Raw genomic sequence first — 20,466 nt, 5'->3', positions numbered from 1 at the left:
CCGTTGTGAACGTGCGCTACCCACAGCGTTGCTCCGGGTGAAATTGCGACGCCGATGACGGGCAACAGCGACAAGGACCCCGCCTTGGCTTAGCTCTGACCGGATGCGTGCTCTATGCAATACGGAGTCCAAGGCCTTGCCTCCAGGCGACCCTCCGCGATGGGCTTGCCGCACACGGCGCACAGTCCGTAACTCCCTTTGGCAATCCGCAGCAAAGCGGCCTCGATCTGTTCCAGGCCCACCCGGCTCTGCTCCATGAGTGCGGAAGCCTGGGAAAGTTCGAAGGCGATCGTGCTCCCTTCCGGATCGTGTTCGTCGTCGACGTTCGCGTCCTGCCTGGCGACGTTTACCGAAGTGATGTCCCCAAGGAGGGCTCTCAAGAGCGCAACCTTGCGGTCACGTTCCTCCTCAAGGAGTACTCGGAACCGCTTCGCATCGACCATGGGACGAAACGCTACCGCACAGTTGGGCTCCTAGGCTGGTTGTCCTAGTTCGGGTCCGTAGTGCTCAAAATCCGGCGCGGGGTGTCGGTGTTTGTCGGCTAAGGAATCCACAGCTCCGAGAACAATATGAGTAGGAGGCAGGCCGCGAGCTCGTGGGACCGCTCTGACAACTGGAAGCACCGCGACTCGGCAGCGCACAGCCGCCCAGGAATGCCCAACGTGTGCTCGATTGTAGGTCGTGACGCCTACTGTGGGTCGCGCCGGACTTCAGCTGGAGTCCATCCCAGGGCTGGACCGAGTTTGCTGGCGATGTCGGTGAGGATCTGGATGTAATCCTCGTGGTCGAAGCTGAAGGGCAGCGCAAACGCCACCTCGTCGACTTCCTGAAATCCTGCGTGCGCGTGTAGCTGCTCGGCGATCTCGTCGCTGGTACCGATCAGATCCGCGGCGAACAGCATGCCCCTTGCCCCCTGCGGCGCCCGTGTGCGGGGAGTGCGTTCGTCAACATACCGCTGGTATTTCTCCCGTTGACCCGGCGATGCCGAATCAGTTGGGATGACCACCAGGCCCTGCGACACACGGGCCTGTCCGTGCGCCTGGGCTGACGTTTCAGCGGCTTCACGGAAGGCGCGAATCTGCGACTGCTGGATTCGGGCAAAGTCCGGTTCCTGATCCGCTTCCGGGAAGATGACGCTGCTGGAGAGCAGATTGAAGCCGTTTGCCCCGGCCCAGACGGCAGACTTCCTGCTGGCCGCCCCATACCAAAGCCGATCCCGGAGCCCGGCAGAGTGCGGCTCGACGCGGTTGGAGAATTCCTCGACTACACCCTGCCTGCCGGAAAAGTCCCGCACCTTTTCCCCCGCGATCAGACGGGCAAATCGGTTCAGGCGCCCGTAGCTGAAATCCTCTAACTCGGAGGAATCCGGGTACAGCTCGTGCTTCACTGTGTCGTAGTGCATCGGTTCACCCACGCTCAGCCCAGGATTGATGCGTCCCCCGGCGAGCAGATCCACCGTGGCCAGGTCTTCGGCAAGGCGCAAGGGGTTTTCCCAGCCCAGCGGGGTTACCGCGGTTCCAAGCTCGATCCGTGAGGTGCGCTGGCTGGCGGCGGCCATCATCGCGATGGGGGAGGAAATTCCGAACTGCAGATGACGGTGCCGCAGCCACGCGCTGTCGAATCCGAGGCCTTCGCCAAGTTCGATGATCTGCAAAGTGGATTCGTGGCCCGAGGCGGGATCCGCCGGATCGAACAGGCCGATAGTGAGGAATCCAAGTTTGCGTAATGGACGTGAGGTGTCGGGCATGGCTTCCTTCAGGATCGGATACGGCTGATCTCAGAATATGCGCAGGGACCTGCAGGTTCTTCTGACAATGGCGGGAGGTTACCCTTCGTGTCGGCTGAGGTAAGCGGTGCCGCGTCGCCGGCATCGAACGCCTGCCGGAGATGGAGCTCCCTCCACAGGGGTGCCCGAGAAGCGTCTCCGGACGAAACCGGGCGGTCATGATTCGTGAATGCAGGATGCAACAAACTCGTGGAACTTGGGCAAAGAATTGTGTCGACAGTGTCAACACATTCGGCTTCGGACGGATGAGTTCCAGTTAGTCGACCGACTGCGGTCTTAGCCCGGTCCGATGTCTCTTATCGACCTAGCGTAGTTTGTTTGTAAGGGGCAATCGATGGCCCGGTCATGCACGCGTCGATGATGTGGTTTCCAGGCCGAGACGTGACGCCTTGTGCCCCATTTTCCAATGGCCGCTGTTCCGTCCTGCCTTTGCCTTCACGGGTGTGGGAGCCCTACCGCCTGAGTAGCCCCTCTGTCTGTTCTCCGATACGGGCCCCGTCCCTGTCCATCCAGTAGCGTCGCAAGATCCTGTGGCTGACGCACGTATCCATGGCTTGGACGCCAGGCAGGGCGCCCACGTCCTCGGTGAGGAACCCGGCAAGCTGCTGCGGCCCGGCGAACACGCCGTGGAACACCACCGGGGCTTTACCCGTCACCATGGAAACCATGCGGGCGGCGGAGTGTTCCGCGAGGATGTCCAGCACCGTTCCAATGAACTTCGGTTTGATTTGCAGTGAGATGATGGCCGCGAGCGGGAAGCCGACCGCCTCGGGCTCCACCTCCACGCGGGGTGAGACCGCCCCGGTGGTCAACAACGTCTGAATGGCGCGGTAAGCCGTGGAACTGCCGACATTCAAGGTCCGGGCGATCTCGGCTGCGGAGGCGCGGGCATTGCGTCCCAATTCGCCCATAGTGCGGAATTCGAGGTCGGTCATGTCTTCTGTAGATCGGAGCGGCGGCTGGTTCACCGGCACGACGTGCGCCGCAAGGGCATTCTTCTGGTCGGCGTTGAGTCGCTGGAGGCGCCAGGAGAGTGCCACGCGCCTGGAGTCCAGCACCAACTGGGTCTCGACGGACGTGATGCCGGCGAGGGACGGGATCCTGCGGCTGATCAAATCATTGAGATTCGTTCCGAGGAGCGGGAAGAGTTCTGCATAGACGTCGCTGCTCCCGGACGTGGTCATGATGTATTGGACCTCCGGGAAAGCCTTGAGTTGTTCGGCGACATCCAATGCTTGTCCAGGATGGCAGCAAATCCATAGCTGCTGCGGGTTTCCCGAGAGGATCAAGGGCCACGCGAATCGGCCGACTACTTTCATCAGCTGTTCATCCTGAAGCCGTTTGAGCCTGCGGGTGATGGTGCTGGTCGGTACGCCCAGGATCTCGCCAAGGGCCTTTGCCGGAACCCGCGGAGCGATCTGGAGCGCGGCAATGATGTCGTGATCCGTCTCGTCCATGCGCGAATTCCCGTTCCGCACCGAGGTCTGGGCTGTCGCCTGGTCCGTTGCCACGTCTGCTATCTGATCCACCGTCATAGTAGCTCCAGAATACCCTGCAGAGTCCCGCTAGGCGAGAAGAAAAACCGTATAGGCGGCATTTTATGAACGATTTTCTCATAATGGCTTGTATCCGTGCACGATTGGGCCTAATCTCAAATGCATGAGAGCTGCGTCACTCTCAGCAAGCAGGCAGATCCCGGAGAAGGGGAGCGGCCCGGCAGTCCGGATCCGGCGCCAGCACGGAAAGAGAGACCAGAATGAACCCCTTACAGCCATGGGAGTGGCCTGAACCGCAATGGCGCAGTCGCGTGAACAAAATTCGCGCGGGCCAATCGCTCCTTCACCCGGACCCTGCCCTACGCTGGAAAGACGGCGCCAAGGTCGCTGTCCTGCTGTCCTTTGACTCCGATCATGAGACCCCGTCACTGCGCGACGGTGAGACCTCACCTGGTCGGATGGCCCAGGGAGAGTATGGTGCCCGGGTAGCAGTGCCGCGGATTCTTGAACTTCTGCGTCGCTACGAGGCACCTGCGTCCTTCTACATCCCTGCAGTGTGCGCGCTGCTGCGTCCGGACGAGGTTCCCACCTATGTGGATAACGGCCACGAAGTCGGCGTGCACGGATGGATCCACGAGCGGAACACTCTGCTTACGTACGAACAGGAACTGGATCTGCTTGGCCGGGCAACCGACGTGCTGCACACGCAGTCCGGCAGCAAGCCCACGGGCATCAGGACGCCGTCCTGGGACTTCTCAGATTCAACCCTGGACGTCATCCGTGAGCTCGGTTTCCTGTACGACTCCTCCCTGATGGCGGACGACGAGCCCTATGAGCTGCTCTCGGAAGGTTCCCAGACGGGAATCATCGAGATTCCGGTGGAGTGGATCCGCGACGACGCCCCCTACTTGATGATGGACCGCTACACCGGTCTTCGTCCGTACATGCCTCCCCGACAACTCACCCAAATCTGGAAGGACGAGTTCGATGCCGCGTACGCAGCAAACGGCGTCTTCCAGCTCACCCTCCACCCTCACATCATCGGTCACCGTTCCCGGTTGATTGTGCTTGAAGAGCTGCTGGAACACATCCGCTCCCACACCGGCGTCTGGATCGCCACCCACCAAGACCTTGCAACACATGCTGCCTCCCGACTCAACACGAGGACTTCAATCTCATGACACACCAGCTGACCGCCGAAACGGTCCACGAAACCAAACTTTCCCCCGGTGGCCGCAAGGCAATCATTGCTGGGGGCATCGGAAACGCCGTCGAGTGGGTGGACTGGGCTGTCTACACCACGTTTTCCTCGGTCTTTGCACACCACTTCTTTCCTAAGGGAGATCCCGTCGCGGCTCTCCTTGCCACTCTTGCGATTTTCGCCGTCGGGTTCATCATGCGACCGGTCGGCGCGGCGCTCATGGGAGCTTACGCAGACCGGCACGGACGGAAGAAGGGCCTGGTCGTCACCATCGCCATGATGGCGGTAGCGACCGGCGCGATCGGCCTGGCCCCGACGTACGCGAGCGTGGGCCTGCTCTCACCGATCATCCTGGTGGCGGCCCGCATGGTCCAGGGTTTCGCCGCAGGCGGCGAGTTCGGTTCATCCTCGGCGTTCCTAGTTGAGTCCGCAGCGCCTCGCCGCCGCGCCTTCGCGGGTTCTTGGCAGCAGGTGTCCGTGGGCGCCGGTGTGCTGCTGGCTTCGGGCATCGGTGCCATCCTCACCTCCGGGCTCTCCAAGGAAGCCCTGGATGGCTGGGGCTGGCGCGCAGCCTTCATTGTTGCCGCGCTGCTGGGGCTCGTTGGTCTGTGGCTGCGGTCGTCCGTGGCCGAGACAAGCTCATTCACCAAGTCAAAAGCACGCCTTGACGCCTCGGACGGACGCCCCCGCAACACGGTATTCACCATGTTCGTGAAGCACCCCAAGGCGACGCTGCGCGTCTTCGGTATCACCATCGCCGGTACGCTCCTGTACTACATGTGGGTTTCCTACATGCCCACGTATGCTGCCGTGGCAACGGGCATCCCGCTGAACCAGGCGCTGATTGCCAACTTCATCGCCGTCGGCCTGTTCCTTGTGTTGCTGCCTTTCGCGGGGCTGCTCTCGGACAAGATCGGCCGCAAGCCGACCATGACGGCGTTCGCCGGTGGCTTCCTGCTCTTCTCCTGGCCAGCCTTTACCTTGCTGAACGGGAACTTCTGGATGCTCCTGTTCATCGAGGTGGTCGGGGTCATCCTTCTTCTGGGGTACTCAGCCAACTGCGCGGTGATCATGGCTGAACAGTTCCCGGCAGAAGTCCGGGCCACCGGCATCGGCCTCCCCTACGCCCTGGCAGTGGCCATCTTCGGCGGCACGGCCCCCTACATCACCACCTGGATGACCACCAGCGGTTACGGCGGGCTGGTTTGGCTGTACTGCTCCATCGCCGCGGCGATCGGAGTGGTGGTCTACCTGACCATGCCCGAGACCAAGGGCAAGGAGCTCGATTGAGCCGCCACGCAGTAGTTACGGGAGCCGGCAGCGGCATCGGACACCGGGTCGCGGTTCGGTTCGCAGGCCTCGGCTACCAAGTGACCCTCGTTGACATCAACCCCGCTCTGCTCTCCACGGCTGTCCAAGATTGCCGGGAAGCCGGTGCCGACGCGGCCAGGGCGGTGATCGCGGACCTCGGTTCCCCCGACGGCCCCGAAAACATGATCACCGAAGCCTGGTCCGCGGCTCCCGTGGATGTTCTGGTCAACTCGGCGGGTATCTACCCGGCCACCCCGTTCCTGTCACTGGACGCCCGGAGCTGGGACGCGGTGCTGAACCTCAACACCCGGGCCCCGTTGCTGGCCACGGTGGCGCTGGCGCAGCGTGTCGTCGAATCACAAACCGCCAACGAACCCTCCAGGGGGGCCAGTATCGTCAACATCTCCTCAGGAGCGGCGCTCCGTGCCCGCCCCGGGGCGGCGCCGTACTCCACGTCGAAGGCAGCCCTGGAAATGGCGACAAAGGCTTCGGCGCTCGAGTTGGGGCAGTACGGCATCCGCGTGAACGCCGTCGCTCCCGGGTTTGTCACGGTGAACAGCAGCACCAACCCGGTTACCGAGGAGTACGCAGCCGCGGTCTCCGGCAACCCGTTGGGGCGCAGGGGTGAACCTGACGATATCGCCCGGGCGGTCGTTTGGCTGGCCGGGGACGAAGCCGAGTGGATCACCGGAGAGACCCTTCGGGTCGACGGCGGTTCCTCCACAGGCGCCATGAATCTGCCCCTCCACTGGGCGCCTCAGGCCGGCGGCGAAGCCGGCATCGGAAATTCCTAAGGAAGTCATGACGAATAATCCCTACACCGTAGTTGGCGCCGGCGCGATCGGCGGCACCTTGGCAGCTCACCTCCACGCCCAAGGCGTTCCCGTCCAAGTCGTGGATGCGGATGCCCGCCATGTGGAAGCAATCCGTAAGAACGGGCTGCAGATCAAAGGCCCGTCCGGTGTCCTGACGGCGCACGTCCCAGCCTTCACCCCGGATGATGCCCCCGAGCAGTTGGACCGCGTGCTGCTCGCCGTCAAGGCCCAGGCCACCCACAAGGCAGCAGCGTGGCTTGCTCCGCGGCTAGCCAGGGACGGCTTTGTTGCCTCCATGCAGAATGGCCTCAACGAAGCATCCATCGCCAAGCACGTCGGCGCCGACCGGACTGTGATCGCCTTCGTGGACCTCTTCGCAGACGTCGTGGAGCCGGGCGTCATCAGCGACGGCGGCAGCGGCGCCATGGCGCTGGGCGAATACGCCGGCCAGGTGAGCGACAGGGTGCGGCAGCTCGCCGAAGACCTGCGCCACTGGGGCACCCCGACGGTTACCGACAACGTTGCAGGTTTCCTATGGTCCAAGCTGGGCTTTGGCGCGATGCTCACGGCAACAGCCCTGGCCGACGCGGACATGAGCGAACTCATCGATCGACACCGCCCGGCCATGAACGAGCTTGGCGCGGAGGTGTTCGATGTTGCGGCCGCCGAAGGTATCAGGCTTGAGGCTTTCGATGCCTTCGACCCCGCCCGTTTCATCCGTGCCGCCGATCCAGCGAAAAACGCCGAAGCCATTGACGACCTCGTCAAGTGGCTCTCCACCCAGACCAAGACCCGCTCCGGGATCTGGCGGGATATTGCAGTCCGGCAACGGCCCACCGAGGTGCCCACTCAATACGAACCGGTCATCGACGCCGCCGCGCGGCACGGTCTGAAACTGCCCCTCATCGAGGAGCTGGTTGCTGTGATCCGGAAGCTGGAGACCGGATCCATTGCGATGGACGAGGAGCACCTCGCACACCTCGACCGGAAAGCCACCGGGAAAAAGGAGACGGCACTATGAGCGGCCTCAAGGAGCTGTCGACGTGGATCGGTCAGCGGCGTTCCGACATAGTGGGCGACCTGGCTGCCTATGTCACCCAGGAAACTCCATCCGACGACAAATCCCTCCTCGTCTCGGGTTTGACGTGGATCGAGGATTGGCTGTCCACCCGCCTAGGAAGACCGGCAGCCCGGAGGATGATCGACGGCGGCCAATGGGGCGACACCGTGGTGCTGGACTATCCCTCGGACAGCGGATCGGAAACCTGGATCACCGCCTTGTGTCACTACGACACCGTGTGGCCCGCCGGGACACTCCGGAACTGGCCCCCGACGGTGGAAGGGGACCGCTTTTCCGGGCCGGGCGCTTTCGATATGAAGGGCGGGCTCGTGCAGCTTGTCTGGGCGCTCAAGGCATCGAAGGACCTGGGGCTTCCCCGCCCCAACGTACGCCTGGTGCTCAACGGCGACGAAGAACTAGGCAGCCCCGCCTCCCGTGCGGTCATCGAGAAGGAAGCCCGCCGGGGCGACGCCGTACTGGTGTTCGAAGCCAGTGCCGGGGGCGCATTGAAAACAGCACGAAAAGGCGTGGGCATCTTCGAAGTCACCGTGAACGGTCGGGAAGCGCACGCTGGGCTCGACCCCGAGGCCGGGGCAAGCGCCATTGACGAAATAGCAAGGGTGATCCTCCAACTCCATTCCGAGGCGGACCCCGGCAGGGGAACCACAGTCAATGTGGGCATCGTGCACGGCGGCACCCGGACGAATGTCATGGCCGGCACCGCAACGGCAAACCTTGATGTGCGGGTATCCTCCGATGCCGAAGAGCGGCGCATCAGCGCGGTGCTGAAGAGGCTCACGACGCGGCATGAACATGCCACATTACGGGTCAGTGGAGAGTGGAACCGCCCGGTCATGATGCGCTCACCGCAGACCGCGTGCCTGTTCGCTGCCGCTGAATCCGTTGCCGGGGAACTCGGGTTCGAGCTCGCTGAGACCTCCGTGGGCGGCGCCAGCGACGGGAACTTCGCTGCCGCACTGGGCTTGCCCGTTCTCGACGGCCTCGGCGCGGTCGGAGACGGCGCGCACGCCAGGAACGAGTGGATCAGCGTGGAGGGCATGTTGGAGCGCACCTGCCTCGCCGCCGGCTTGCTTGCCCTTCTGCACGACTCTCCGGGGATCGTCCAGCGGTCAGCAGATGTTGCGGACGCGGCGGTCGCCTAGATGCCTTCCCGAAATGTAGCGCAGCCGCTGACGCTTCGCGGACTGGAAATCCCCAACAGGATCTGGATGTCGCCAATGTGCCAGTATTCAGCGGGCCCGGACGGGGTCCCCACAAGTTGGCACACGGTCCATTACGTTTCCCGGGCCATAGGTGGTGCTGGAATCGTCATGGTGGAATCGACGGCCATAGGACCACGTCACCGGACGACAGCCAGCGACTTGGGTCTCTGGAACGGGCACCAGGTGAAGGCGCACTCAAAGCTTGCGGCAGACATCCGGGGAGCCGGTGCCGTGGCCGCGGTCCAGCTCCAGAGCGCGGGCCGGAAGAGTTCCCACAAAGTACCGTGGCTCGGCGGAGGCCAGAACAGTCCCGTCGCCCTGGATGAAGGGGGCTGGATCCCCATGGCGCCGTCGGCTAGGCCGTTCGGGAACCTCACAGTACCGGCCCAGATGACTGCGGGAGACATCGACGAGGTCGTGGAAGACTTCGCGCACGCAGCCTCGAACGCGCACGAGGCGGGCTACGACGTCGTCGAAATCCATGCAGCGCATGGCTATCTGCTCCACCAGTTCCTCTCGCCTCTCTCCAACCACCGCGAGGACGACTATGGCGGCTCCTTGGAAAACCGGATGCGGCTGCCGCTCCGGGTCGCCCAGGCCGTCCGGCACACGTTCCCGCAACACAAGCCTGTCTTCGTCCGCTTGACGGCGACCGACTGGATCGATGGCGGCATCACCCTGGATGAAGCCAGCATTTTCGCCCGGAGCCTAGCCGGGGTGGGCATCGATCTTCTGGACGTGACCTCAGGAGCTCTCGCCGTGGACGCGCAACCGCCCATTAGGCAGGGCCTGAACGTTGAGTTCGCCGAGATACTGCGCGAGCAGACCGGAATTGCAGTCGCGCCGGTGGGACAACTGTCCAATCCGGATTTGGTCGGCACGATCCTCGACAGGTCCACGGTCGATGCAGTCATCGTTGGCCGGGCCCTCCTGCGCGACCCCTACTTCGCGCTGCACCTCCTCGGGGACCACTTCAAGGCCCACTGGCCGAGGCAATATCACCGGGCGCTGTAGCATCGGCAAGACACGGGGACCTGTCGGGCACATCGTGGACACGAGGCCTACGAGCCCGGGAGGAGCTGGTTGAAGGTGAAGAGCCGGCACCTCGATGATGTGTTCTGCGTGGGAATCGTCGGGCGGATGGATATGTGGACGGTGGTGTGTCCAACGGACCTGCTTCGAGTAGGCCACCCTCTTGAGCGGGCTGGGCGACCGCTGGGAGTGTATCGCTGGTGAATACTTCAGAAACGAGAATGTTGGCAAGTTGTGGAAATTGTTGCAAATTCGTATGATACACACAGAATTGCATCCTGAATAACAGCTTTGGCTAAGCCAAAGCTGGCCCCAGCCGATGCACCGGTGCACCGGCGAGGCCGGGGCAGGAGCCAATGAGTAGAGGGCGCTGAAGGCGATGGTTAGTCCAATGAAGGAGCCGCCCGAGGTCAGGCGCCGAAGAATCCTTGAACTCGTGAGCGAAGGCGAGTTCCTGAGGCCCGCCGACATTGCGTCCATGATGTCTGTCTCAGGGGAAACCGTGCGTAGGGACCTTATGGCCTTGGAGCGCTCCGGGGAGCTCAAACGCATCCACGGCGGGGCTATGCCTCCTGTCAAAGTGACAGATAGCGAACCCGACAGGGCTAATCGCTCTATGGAAAACCCGCGGGAGAAGGAAGAGATCGGGGTAGCAGCTGCTGCGCTGGTCGAGGATACCGACACGATCTTTCTCGATGTCGGCACCACGGTGGAAGCCGCGGCGAGGGCACTCTCCCCAACGTTCCACGGAATCGTCATCACTAATAGTCTGGTGGTGGGATCCATCCTCAGTGACCGTCCGCAGGTCGAACTCTATGTGCTTGGCGGTCGTGTGCGCGCGGGGGAGATGACAACATACGGCCCGGACGCCCTTGCCCAGGTCCGAAGCTTCAACGCTAACTGGGCATTCCTTGGCGCCGGAGGACTGGATGTCCGGGCGGGCCTCACTGATTATTCATCTGAGGACGTAGCAATCAAGCAACTGATGATTGAAAAGTCCGCGAAGACCTATGTTCTGGCGGTCGGCGACAAGCTGGGACGCGTTGCTGTCCGCCATGTCTGCGATCTGGACGAAATTCGAGGGGTAGTCACCGATAGCAAGGCCAGTAGTGCCCGCATCAAGGCCCTGAAAGACGCTGGTCTTGAAGTCTTCCAGGGTGGCAGCCCGGGGGAGTTGTCCGGCTAGTTCCGGTCGACCGAGCGGCCACTCGAAGCCGGCCGGTCCGGGCCCGCTCCCAGTGCACAGCCAAGATACTCCGTACGAAAGTGCGGGGTATCTGTGCTTAAGCGCCCAACGTTTGGATCACCCAAGACCATCCACCGAGGCTATTCGTGGAATTGTGTGGATACAAGTCTTGCGAATCTCCGCCGCAGATCGGCGTGAAACCATGGAAAAAGCGGGCGATTGTGACGCTCGCTACAAGTACCCCTTGACGTCCGGTCCTCACAGATCCATACTTTTCCTTATGAATCCGCATAAATCCACACAAATGGGTGGACGCGATTCCACGCACGTGGGTCCTAGCGCCCCGTAGGCCTTACCAAGCCGCTGTCATGTCGCCACGAACATGAGGCACCAAGGAACAACCAATTCCAACGAACCACCACCCCGCGCCCGGCCTGACCCAGCAACGACGCTCCGACGGGCAATTATCGAAGGATCCCCGCTCGAATGACACACAACCTTCCACCAACAGGCAGTATCGTGCCGGACACGGACACCAACGTTGAAGAGTACGGCTACAAGCAGGAAATGAAGCGCGGAACGGGCAGATTCGCCTCTTTCGCCGTCGCTTTCGCGTTCGTTTCCATCGCCACGGGCATCTTCACTACCTATGGCGCAGTCCTCAACAGCTCCGGGCCTGCAGGCATCTGGACCTGGCCGATCGTCACGGTCGGGCAACTCATGGTCGCGCTGATCTTCGGCTCGCTGGCCGCCCGCATTCCTGTGACCGGCTACTCCTACCAGTGGATGTCGCGCCTGGCCAACCCTGTGCTGGGCTGGATCATGGGCTGGATCTCCTTCACGTTCCTCGCAATCGTGGTGGTCGCCGTCGACTACACCATCGCGTCAACCGTCCTGCCTGTTCTCCTCGGTTACGAGGGAACCCCTGCGAACGCCTGGCTGATCACCAGCATTGTGCTCGCCTTGCAGGCCGTGTTGGTTGCGTTTTCCACGCGCTGGACAGAACGGGTGAACAACTTCGCCGTCTCGGCCGAACTCATCGGCATGATCCTGCTCGTGGTGCTGCTCATCGTCGTCGGCGCAGTGGCCAAGGAACTGAACGTGGGCAATCTGTTCTCCACAGGTTCCCTCCCGGCGCAGGACTACTTCAACGTCGGGTCCTTGCTCCACGTAGGGCCTTGGATGATGGGGACTTTGCTGGGCGCGTTCACGATCGTGGGATTCGAATCCGCCGCCAACCTCGCTGAAGAAACCAAAGACCCTGCCATAGTGGTGCCCCGCGCCATGTGGCAAGCCGTCCTCGCTTCCGGCATCCTCGGCTTCCTCTTCCTCCTGGCCATCACCATGCTGGCCGGCGATCCCGCAACCCTGGCCGGGTCCGCAACTCCTGTCGCCGACGTCATCAACCGCGTGCTCGGACCGGTCGTAGGCACCGCGCTGCTGGTGATGGTCGTCATCGCAATCTTTGCCTGCGGCATGGTGATCCTCATGACCGGAGTCAGGCTCGTATGGGCTATGTCCCGCGACGACCGCTTCCCGGGCCACGCCGTGTGGCGCAAGGTGTCACCGCGTTTCGGAACCCCGACGGCGGCAACGGGGCTCATGTTCGTCCTTGGTGAGTTGATCCTCGGCCTCTTCGCCTTCCAGACAGACGCTCTCTTCAGCCTCTTTGGTGCTGCTACCCTGCTGCCAGCGGTCATCTATGCGGCAACGGTCCTGCTGTATATCGTCAAGCGCAAGAGCCTTCCCCCAAGCAAGGGATTCACCTTGGGCAAGTTCGAGGTACCGGTCATCATCCTTGCCGCCGTGTGGCTGATCTTCATGCTGTCTGTTTTCAGGGACGCATCCTTCATCAACTCCTGGCTGTACGTGGCCATCATGGTGGCAATCGGCGCTGTCTACCTGGTCTTCCTGCTCATCCGACGCGGAGGTCCGTCCGGACTCGCCATGCCCGATCTGCACTCGATCGATGCCGAGCTGGACGCTGACGCCAAACATTCCGAAAGGGCGCAGGGCAAGTGACCACCGTTCTATCCATCGACCAGGGCACGTCCGGAACCAAAGCCGTCGTCGTCGACGGCAGCGGAAAAATCCTGGGCCTGGCCGAACAAACAGTCCGGCCGCAATACCTGCCGGGCAGCGGCGTCGAACAGGACCCGCAGGAACTGTTCGACTCCGTCCTCGACACCGGGAAGGCCGCCGTCGCCCAATCCTCTGCATTGATCGATATTGTCACCATCGCCAACCAAGGCGAAACCGTCCTGGCCTGGGACCCGGCGACCGGCAAGCCGCTCTCGAACATGATCGTGTGGCAGGACCGGCGCGCCGAAAGCATCTGCGCCGGCCTCGCAAACCATCGCGATGAATTCGCAAGCCGCACAGGACTCATCCTCGACCCGTACTTCTCCGCCCCCAAACAGGCCTGGATCCGGAAAAACGTCACCCGGGACGGTGTTGTCACCACCTCCGACAGCTGGCTCATCCACCAGCTGACCGGGGAATTCGTCACCGATGTCAGCACCGCCAGCCGGTCCCTGACGACTGACCTGGACAGCACGAAGTGGGACCACGAACTGTTGGACTTGTTCGAACTCGGCGACGAAAAGCTGCCAAGGATTCTGCCGTCCGACGCGATCGCAGGCTCAACCAGTGCCTTCGGCGGGATCATGGCCGTCGGTGGGCTGATCGTGGACCAGCAGGCCGCCCTCCTGGCCGAGAACTGCCTTGAAGCCGGGGAAGCGAAGTGCACCTTCGGCACGGGCGCGTTCCTGCTGGCCAACACGGGAACATCGGCAATACGCTCAACGGCCGGACTCGCCGCATCGGTCGCCTGGACCGTCAAAGACAAGCCCACCTACTGCTTTGACGGACAGGTGTACACCGCGGCGTCCGCCGTCAGGTGGCTCCAGGGAATGGGCTTCATCAAGTCGGCTTCGGAACTCGACGTCGTAGCCGCCGCCGATTCCGGCGGCGTGCTCAGCGTCCCCGCTTTCGCCGGACTGGCCGCACCATGGTGGAGTCCGGAAGCCAAAGCCTCCCTCACGGGAATGACCCTCTCCACCGGGCCGGAACACATCGTGCTCGCCGTCCTGCAGGGCATCGCCGCGCAAGTCGCCGAGCTGGGCTCCCTCGTCGCTTCAGACACCGGCCATCCGCTCCAGCGGCTGCGGGCCGACGGCGGGCTGACGCAAAGCCGTGTTCTGATGCAGGCCGTCGCCGATCTTATGCAGATAGAAATCGACGTCTACCCCTCCCAGCACGCCACGCCCCTGGGCGCGGCAGCCCTGGCCAGGGTGGCCCTTGAACCATCCCGCACACTCCAGGACGCCGTCGTTCCCTGGAGCCCCAGCACTGTCTATGAACCGAAGTGGTCGGCAGACCAAGCAGCCGAGTTCCGCGCGCGGTGGGCAACCGCCGTCCAGGCAACCCGGTGACGAAGGAGAACACCCGAATGAGCAACACCCAGAACAAAACCTACGATGTCGCCGTGATCGGCGCCGGCATCGTGGGCTCAGCCATCGCACGGAAACTGGCCGGGTACCGGCTCAGCGTCGCGCTCCTCGACGCGCGCGAAGACGTAGGGGACGGCACGAGTAAAGCCAACACCGCGATCCTGCACACAGGATTCGACGCCAAGCCCGGAACCCTTGAGTCGAAGATGGTGCACGAGGGGTACCACTTGCTCTCCGAGTATGCCAAGCAGACGGGAATTCCTGTCGAGCACACCGGTGCCATCCTTGTGGCGTGGGATGACGAGCAGCGCGACGCCCTGGCCGGACTGAAGGTAAAGGCCGAGCAAAACGGATATGCCAAGACCGAAATCATCGACGCGGCGGAGATCTACCGGCTTCTGCCTCACCTGGGCGAGGGCGCCCTGGCCGGGCTCTCCGTCCCGGACGAGTCCATCATCTGCACCTGGACCACCAACCTTGCCCTGGCCACCGACGCCGTGCAGCGGGGAACGGAGCTCCTGCTCCGACGCCGCGTCGTGAGCGTCGACAGGGTCGACGGCGTCACGCACCTTTACACCAGCATCGACCGGATCAGCGCCCGCTGGGTCATCAACGCCGCCGGGCTGGGCGGGGACACGATCGATCAGCTCTTCGGCTACGACCGGATCCACCTGACGCCCCGACGCGGCGAGCTGCTGGTGTACGACAAGCAGGCACGGCCCCTCGTGGACAAGATCGTGCTCCCGGTGCCCACGGCCTTGGGCAAGGGTGTGCTGGTCAGCCCCACCATCTACGGCAACGTGATGCTGGGCCCCACCGCCGAAGACCTCAAGGACCGCACCGACACAGGAACGTCCGAGAGCGGCTTCGCCTTCCTGATAGGCAAGGGCGAGAAGATCATGCCCAGACTCCTGGAAGAAGAGGTAACGGCCACCTATGCCGGGCTACGCGCAGCCAGCGATTACCCCGACTACCTGATCGAGGTCGACACGGAACAGCAATACGTGATCGCCGGCGGCATCCGCTCCACCGGCCTGACCTCCGGCATCGCCGTTGCCGAGTACATCGACGAACTCCTCAGGGCATCAGGCGCCATCCAGCTGGTGGAGCGCGACAACCTGCCCGAACCACCACACATGCCGAACATTGGCGAAGCTTTCCTCCGCCCTTACCAAGACGCGGCGAGGATCGCGGAAGATCCCGCGTACGGGAAGATCGTGTGCTTCTGCGAACGCGTCACCGCCGGTGAAATCCGCGACACCTTCAGTTCCCCCATCCCGCCGTGCACACTGGACGGACTCCGCCGCCGGACCCGCGCCCAGAACGGCCGATGCCAGGGATTCTTCTGCGGCGCGGAAGTAGGCGAGCTGCTCGAATCCCGCGGCAAGAGCGCCAATGCCCAAGTCAATCCGAAAGTTAAAGCTGCCAGCGTGGAGGTCACCAAGTGAGCACCAACGAAACGGTCCTGACCCCGACCGTCCTGATCATCGGAGCCGGACCGTCCGGTCTGCGCGCCGCAGCCGAACTGGCTCCGCGCGTTAGCGGCGAAGTCCTCGTCCTTGAACGGGAAAGCGCCGCCGGCGGCATCCCGCGGCACAGCGACCACCCCGGCTACGGCATCCGTGACATGGGCAAGTTCATCGACGGGCCCAAATACGCCCGTATTCTGCGGGAGAAGGCGGCCGCCGCCGGTGCGAGGATCCTCACCAATGCCATGGTCACCGACTGGGCAGGAGAGCGTTCCGTCAACGTCACGATGCCCGACGGGCGGGTGCGCGTCGATGCGAAGGTGGTCATTCTCGCCACCGGCGCCAGGGAACGGCCCCGTCCTGCCCGGCTCATTCCAGGTGACCGTGGCAAAGGCGTGTACACCACTGGTCACCTGCAGAACATCATTCACCTCAAGCACGGCAAGGTCGGCAAACGGGCCGTCATCGTCGGTGCCGAGTTGGTCAGTTGGTCGGCAGCGATGACATTGAAACACGCCAAGTGCAAGACCGTGCTGATGACCACCGAATACCCGAAGGCGGATGCCTACCGGCTATTCAGCGGACCCGGAAAGCTGTTCTTCGGCACCAAAGTGGCCACGCGCACAAGGATCACACGGATTATCGGAAAACCGAACGTTCAAGGTGTCGAGATCGAGAACATCGACACGGGTCAACGAAGGATCGTTGACTGTGACACTGTCATCCTCACCGGCGATTGGATCCCGGACAATGAACTCGCCCGTGCGGCCGACGTCGACATCGACCCCGTCAGCAAGTCTCCCGTCGTGGACGCCGCCCTGCGGACCAACAAGGCCGGCATTTTCGCCATCGGCAACATGCTGCACCCCGTGGATACCGCCGACGTGGCGGCCCTCGACGGCGCTGCGGTAGCCGATCACGTTCTCAGCTACCTCCGGGGCGACCGGCCGGCCGGTGCACCGCTAAGTCTGATGGCCGATGCTCCCTTCAGGTGGGTAGCGCCCGCCGTGCTGCGCCAACACGATCCCGCGCCGCCGCGCCGTCGGCTTCTGCTCTGGAGCGATACGTACGTCCCGTTCCCCGAAGTAGTCCTGCGCCAAAACGGCACAGTCATTGCCCGAAGGCGACTTTGGTGGCCCGCAGCGCCCGGCCGCGTTTTCCGTGTCCCCTCCAGCCTGCTCACCCGGATCAACTGGAACGACGGCGCCGTCACCATCGGCCTCGCCAACTAGTCACCGGCCCTCGCCGGCGCCGTGCCCCCACCAGTGGGGGCACGGCAAGTCCATGCCCTGCAACCCGGGGACCTCCTGGAGTCCCGCGACTCGATGACGCGCTACGCGCCCGAATTTTGATGAGTCCTGCCGAAAGGTGGTCTTCGAACCGAAGAGTGAAACGTACTGTGTACCGTTCACATCGGTTTCCCGGTCAGGGCTGTGGTGTTTCGTGTGAGGCCCGGTTTGCCTGTCCCACTCTTCAACAGCGGTAGGCCTCTGCCGGGTCCGGTACTTCCGATGTTGTATGGAAGCGTTCGTTCTTGTCCTGCGTGGTCGGTTTGTACGGTTTCCTGGCGTTCCTGGATGGGTTTAGTTCCGTTGATCGGGGTCCGGGTGGGGGCGTGGCGGGGAGCAGTGTTTCTTCTCCCCGCCACGTTGGCATCGGAACCGGTCCCTGCGCCCGACTTTCGGGTTACCTGTTGCGATGGAATGCAGGGCCCGGTGCCCGGTGCGGCTTGGTGGGGAACCCCGTGATCCTTGGTTTCGATCTTCGGCGGGTTCGTGGGGCTGATGAGGCGTACGGAGTTGGCGGCCCGTCTTGCGAAACCTTTCTGGCAAGCGCCTGATGGGCCGCGCGGGTGTGATCAGGTTTGGATCGCGCCTGGCGAGGGTACCCTCAGCGTGCCAGCGCGGGCTCGCTGAGCTGGAGCTTTTCCGCCTCGGTCTGCACAAAGCCTGTCTGGAGCTCGGCACGGAGTTTGTCGGTGTCGAGTGCGTGCTGCCACTTGGCGATGGCGACGCAGGAGACGATATTGGCCACGGTGCTGGTGAGGGCGCGGGCTTCGCTCATGAAGCGGTCGATGCCGACGATGAGTGCCACGCCGGCAACGGGCAGCGTGGGCATGACTGTCAGAGTGGCGACGAGGGCGACGAAGCCGCTGCCGGTCACGCCAGCGGCACCCTTGGAGGTCAGCAACATCATTCCGAGCATGAGGAGGATCTGGTCCCAGCCCAGGTGGATGTCGCAGGCCTGGGCTATGAACATCGAGGAGAGCGTCAGGTAGACGGCCGTGCCGGTGAGGTTGAAGGAGTAGCCCGTCGGGACGACGAGGCCGACGACTCCGCGGTCGCAGCCGATGCGTTCGAGCTTGGAGAGCAGGCGGGGAAGAACGGGTTCGCTTGAGGATGTGGCGAGGACGATCAGGAACTCGTCGCGGAAATAGCGCAGGATCCGCCAGAGACTGAAACCGGTGAGCTTCGCCAGGATTCCGAGGACGAGGACCACGAAGACGATGCACGCGGCGTAGAAGGCGAGGATCAGCATACCGAGGTTGCCGATCGAATGGGCTCCGTACTTGCCGACCGTGAAAGCCATGGCGCCGAACGCCCCGATGGGAGCGACCTTCATAAGGAAGCCGAACACGACGAACAGCAGCTTGTTGAAGCTGTTGACAACGTTGAGGGCGAGCTGGCCCGTTGCGCCGAGCTTGCTGAAGGCGAAGCCGCAAAGCAGCGCGATCACGAGCACGGGCAGGACCTCGCCGTCGGCGAAGGCCCCGACGAAGCTGCTTGGGATGATGCTCATGACGAAGTCCACGGGGTTGCTGCTGGGCAGCTGGCTTGTGTACTTCGATGCGACAGAGGTGTCGAGGTGGGCTGGGTTGATGTGCATGCCCGCTCCCGGCTGGAAGAGCATGACCGCACCCAGGCCGATGGCCAGGGCCGCCCCTGTGAGCACGTAGAACAAGCCCAGCGAACGCAGCAGGGTCGGGCCGACCTTCTTGGTGTCGGTCAGGGAAGTGATGCCGCTGACAATGGTGCAAAAGACGATCGGTGCGATCATGAACTTCACGAGCTTCACGAAGCCGTCGCCGAGCGGCTTGAGGGCGGACCCGAGGTCAGGCCACAGCGCGCCCACGAGGATGCCGAGCCCGACGCCGATGAGTACCTGGACATACAAATGTCCGAGGATGGATTTGATCTTCATTGAACAACTTCCTGGGTGAGTGCCCCACCTAATGATGGCAGGAGCGGAATAAAGGGGCTAGGCCGTCAGTGCCACAGGCTGCGCGACGTCGATGTCGGCGACGGCGAGATGGCGGGCCGCTCTGTGGAGGGCTACTTCGCTGACGTCCCCGTTGTCGTCCGTGACGACCTCGGTGGTGATGACACCGGCAGGTGTTCCGATGCGCAGAAGCCGGCGCCGTTGGTGAGCGCTGTCTGCCGGGGGCAGCACTTTGGCCACCACCGATCCCGGCAGGGCGGCTGCGAGGGAGACTGCAACGGCCGAGGTCAGCCCGATGGCCGGGTGGGGTGCGAGCATCGAGAGCATGCGTACCCGCAGATCATGGGTATCTGCCGCGATCCTCGTTCCGTCGGCCGCGATGTAATCACCGGACTCTGCGACAACCCCGACCTTCGGCACGGCATTTTGCGGAGGATCTTCAGGCTTCCTCAGCCCCATCATCAGGCCGGCCGACGCCCGGGCTGCCACGAGCCTGGGCAGCTGCTCGGAGAGGTTGCCGGTCATCACCGACAGATCGATGCCTGCCTCGTCCGCCGGAATCAGCACCGCGGGTGCCCCGGCGTCAACTAGAGTCGCCGTAAGAATGAGCCCGTCGGCGGAGATTTGGTCGGCCACGCTCCCCGTCGGCAGAACGGCCCCCGTGGTCCGCCCCCACGGGGCGTGAAACGAGAGGCTTACGGGAACGCCCAGTGCGCTGCTGCCAGGAACACTGGCCAGGCCCGACGCCGGGATGCGGCCGCCGGGGGTCGCGACGGTGCCGCTCAGCACGGCTCCGGTGTTGAGGTTGCGCATCCTGACCCGAGTTGATCCCGCCTGGGGAGGAACGATGCCCGACTGGACGGCGTACAGGGCGATCGCCGTGGCGCAGTTGCCGCAATTGGAACCAAGTTCCACAGTAGGGTCCCCGATCCCGACCTGGGCGAAGAGGTAGTCCAGGTCCGCCGGCCCCTCGGGAGTGGCGCGGACGACGGCCGCTTTCGACGTCGTTGACGTGCCGCCGCCGATGCCGTCGAGCTGGCGGGCATCCGCTGCACCGAAAGCATCTGCCAGGAGGTTGCGGATCTGTTCGCGGCTCCCGGCGTGAGGGGCTACATCTTCGGCGTCGAAAAGCCAGCACTTGCTCGTGCCGCCCCGGTACCAGTGACCGCGGAGTTGCATGGTCTTCTTCCTTCACGTGTTGTTTGCGTTGCACCTC

At 63.3% G+C, this 20,466-nt stretch carries 16 protein-coding genes; 11 read left to right on the top strand and 5 right to left on the bottom strand.

What is annotated here, in order from left to right:
- Window positions 1–89: 89 nt before the first annotated feature.
- The 3 genes from ABEA18_RS10655 to ABEA18_RS10645 form a co-directional block, all read right to left on the bottom strand.
- Window positions 90–443 (bottom strand): TraR/DksA family transcriptional regulator, encoded by a 354-nt coding sequence (locus ABEA18_RS10655; protein WP_345449350.1) that lies wholly within the window; start codon window positions 441–443, stop codon window positions 90–92.
- A 245-nt stretch (window positions 444–688) separates the two neighbouring features.
- Complete coding sequence (locus ABEA18_RS10650; protein WP_345449349.1) at window positions 689–1,747, bottom strand: LLM class flavin-dependent oxidoreductase; 1,059 nt, start codon at window positions 1,745–1,747, stop codon at window positions 689–691.
- Between the two features lie 491 nt (window positions 1,748–2,238).
- Window positions 2,239–3,321 carry an Lrp/AsnC family transcriptional regulator gene (locus ABEA18_RS10645; RefSeq protein ID WP_345449348.1) on the bottom strand — a complete coding sequence of 361 codons (1,083 nt, stop codon included), beginning with the start codon at window positions 3,319–3,321 and terminating at the stop codon, window positions 2,239–2,241.
- 272 nt (window positions 3,322–3,593) lie between these two features.
- On the opposite strand from ABEA18_RS10645, the gene ABEA18_RS10640 reads away from it, so the two are divergent.
- From ABEA18_RS10640 to ABEA18_RS10590, 11 genes are all read left to right on the top strand, one after another.
- On the top strand, window positions 3,594–4,463 hold the full coding sequence (locus ABEA18_RS10640; RefSeq protein WP_345449347.1) for a polysaccharide deacetylase family protein: 870 nt from the start codon (window positions 3,594–3,596) through the stop codon (window positions 4,461–4,463).
- The gene (locus ABEA18_RS10635) at window positions 4,460–5,773 is read left to right on the top strand and encodes an MFS transporter (protein WP_345449346.1); all 1,314 of its coding nucleotides are present in this window, start codon (window positions 4,460–4,462) and stop codon (window positions 5,771–5,773) included. The genes ABEA18_RS10640 and ABEA18_RS10635 overlap by 4 nt, the downstream gene beginning before the upstream one ends.
- On the top strand, window positions 5,770–6,588 hold the full coding sequence (locus tag ABEA18_RS10630) for an SDR family NAD(P)-dependent oxidoreductase (RefSeq protein WP_345449345.1): 819 nt from the start codon (window positions 5,770–5,772) through the stop codon (window positions 6,586–6,588). Before ABEA18_RS10635 ends, ABEA18_RS10630 begins: the two co-directional genes overlap by 4 nt.
- A 7-nt stretch (window positions 6,589–6,595) precedes the next feature.
- On the top strand, window positions 6,596–7,630 hold the full coding sequence (locus ABEA18_RS10625; RefSeq protein WP_345449344.1) for a ketopantoate reductase family protein: 1,035 nt from the start codon (window positions 6,596–6,598) through the stop codon (window positions 7,628–7,630).
- On the top strand, window positions 7,627–8,832 hold the full coding sequence (locus ABEA18_RS10620) for a M20 family metallopeptidase (RefSeq protein WP_345449343.1): 1,206 nt from the start codon (window positions 7,627–7,629) through the stop codon (window positions 8,830–8,832). The genes ABEA18_RS10625 and ABEA18_RS10620 overlap by 4 nt, the downstream gene beginning before the upstream one ends.
- A complete protein-coding gene (locus tag ABEA18_RS10615) occupies window positions 8,833–9,906 on the top strand; it encodes an NADH:flavin oxidoreductase/NADH oxidase (protein WP_345449342.1) in 1,074 nt (357 codons plus the stop codon). It begins immediately after the preceding gene.
- A gap of 409 nt (window positions 9,907–10,315) precedes the next feature.
- The gene (locus tag ABEA18_RS10610) at window positions 10,316–11,110 is read left to right on the top strand and encodes a DeoR/GlpR family DNA-binding transcription regulator (RefSeq protein WP_345449341.1); all 795 of its coding nucleotides are present in this window, start codon (window positions 10,316–10,318) and stop codon (window positions 11,108–11,110) included.
- Window positions 11,111–11,596: 486 nt separating this feature from the next.
- Complete coding sequence (locus tag ABEA18_RS10605; RefSeq protein ID WP_345449339.1) at window positions 11,597–13,132, top strand: amino acid permease; 1,536 nt, start codon at window positions 11,597–11,599, stop codon at window positions 13,130–13,132.
- Window positions 13,129–14,544 (top strand): FGGY family carbohydrate kinase, encoded by a 1,416-nt coding sequence (locus ABEA18_RS10600; protein ID WP_345449338.1) that lies wholly within the window; start codon window positions 13,129–13,131, stop codon window positions 14,542–14,544. The genes ABEA18_RS10605 and ABEA18_RS10600 overlap by 4 nt, the downstream gene beginning before the upstream one ends.
- A gap of 17 nt (window positions 14,545–14,561) precedes the next feature.
- Window positions 14,562–16,010 carry an NAD(P)/FAD-dependent oxidoreductase gene (locus ABEA18_RS10595; protein ID WP_345449337.1) on the top strand — a complete coding sequence of 483 codons (1,449 nt, stop codon included), beginning with the start codon at window positions 14,562–14,564 and terminating at the stop codon, window positions 16,008–16,010.
- The gene (locus tag ABEA18_RS10590; RefSeq protein ID WP_345449336.1) at window positions 16,007–17,263 is read left to right on the top strand and encodes an NAD(P)/FAD-dependent oxidoreductase; all 1,257 of its coding nucleotides are present in this window, start codon (window positions 16,007–16,009) and stop codon (window positions 17,261–17,263) included. Before ABEA18_RS10595 ends, ABEA18_RS10590 begins: the two co-directional genes overlap by 4 nt.
- 658 nt (window positions 17,264–17,921) lie before the next feature.
- Here the strand turns inward: ABEA18_RS10590 and dctA are convergent.
- Window positions 17,922–19,232: a C4-dicarboxylate transporter DctA gene (gene dctA / locus ABEA18_RS10585; RefSeq protein WP_345449335.1), complete on the bottom strand. Its 1,311-nt coding sequence runs from the start codon at window positions 19,230–19,232 to the stop codon at window positions 17,922–17,924.
- Window positions 19,233–19,289: 57 nt separating this feature from the next.
- Window positions 19,290–20,429 (bottom strand): PrpF domain-containing protein, encoded by a 1,140-nt coding sequence (locus tag ABEA18_RS10580; RefSeq protein ID WP_345449334.1) that lies wholly within the window; start codon window positions 20,427–20,429, stop codon window positions 19,290–19,292.
- Window positions 20,430–20,466: the final 37 nt, after the last annotated feature.

Origin of the sequence: Arthrobacter gyeryongensis (assembly GCF_039543785.1) — a bacterium.
GTDB classification, from domain to species: Bacteria; Actinomycetota; Actinomycetes; order Actinomycetales; family Micrococcaceae; genus Arthrobacter; species Arthrobacter gyeryongensis.
Note: the sequence above shows the minus strand (reverse complement) of the source record. Positions and strands in the feature narration are given on the sequence as shown.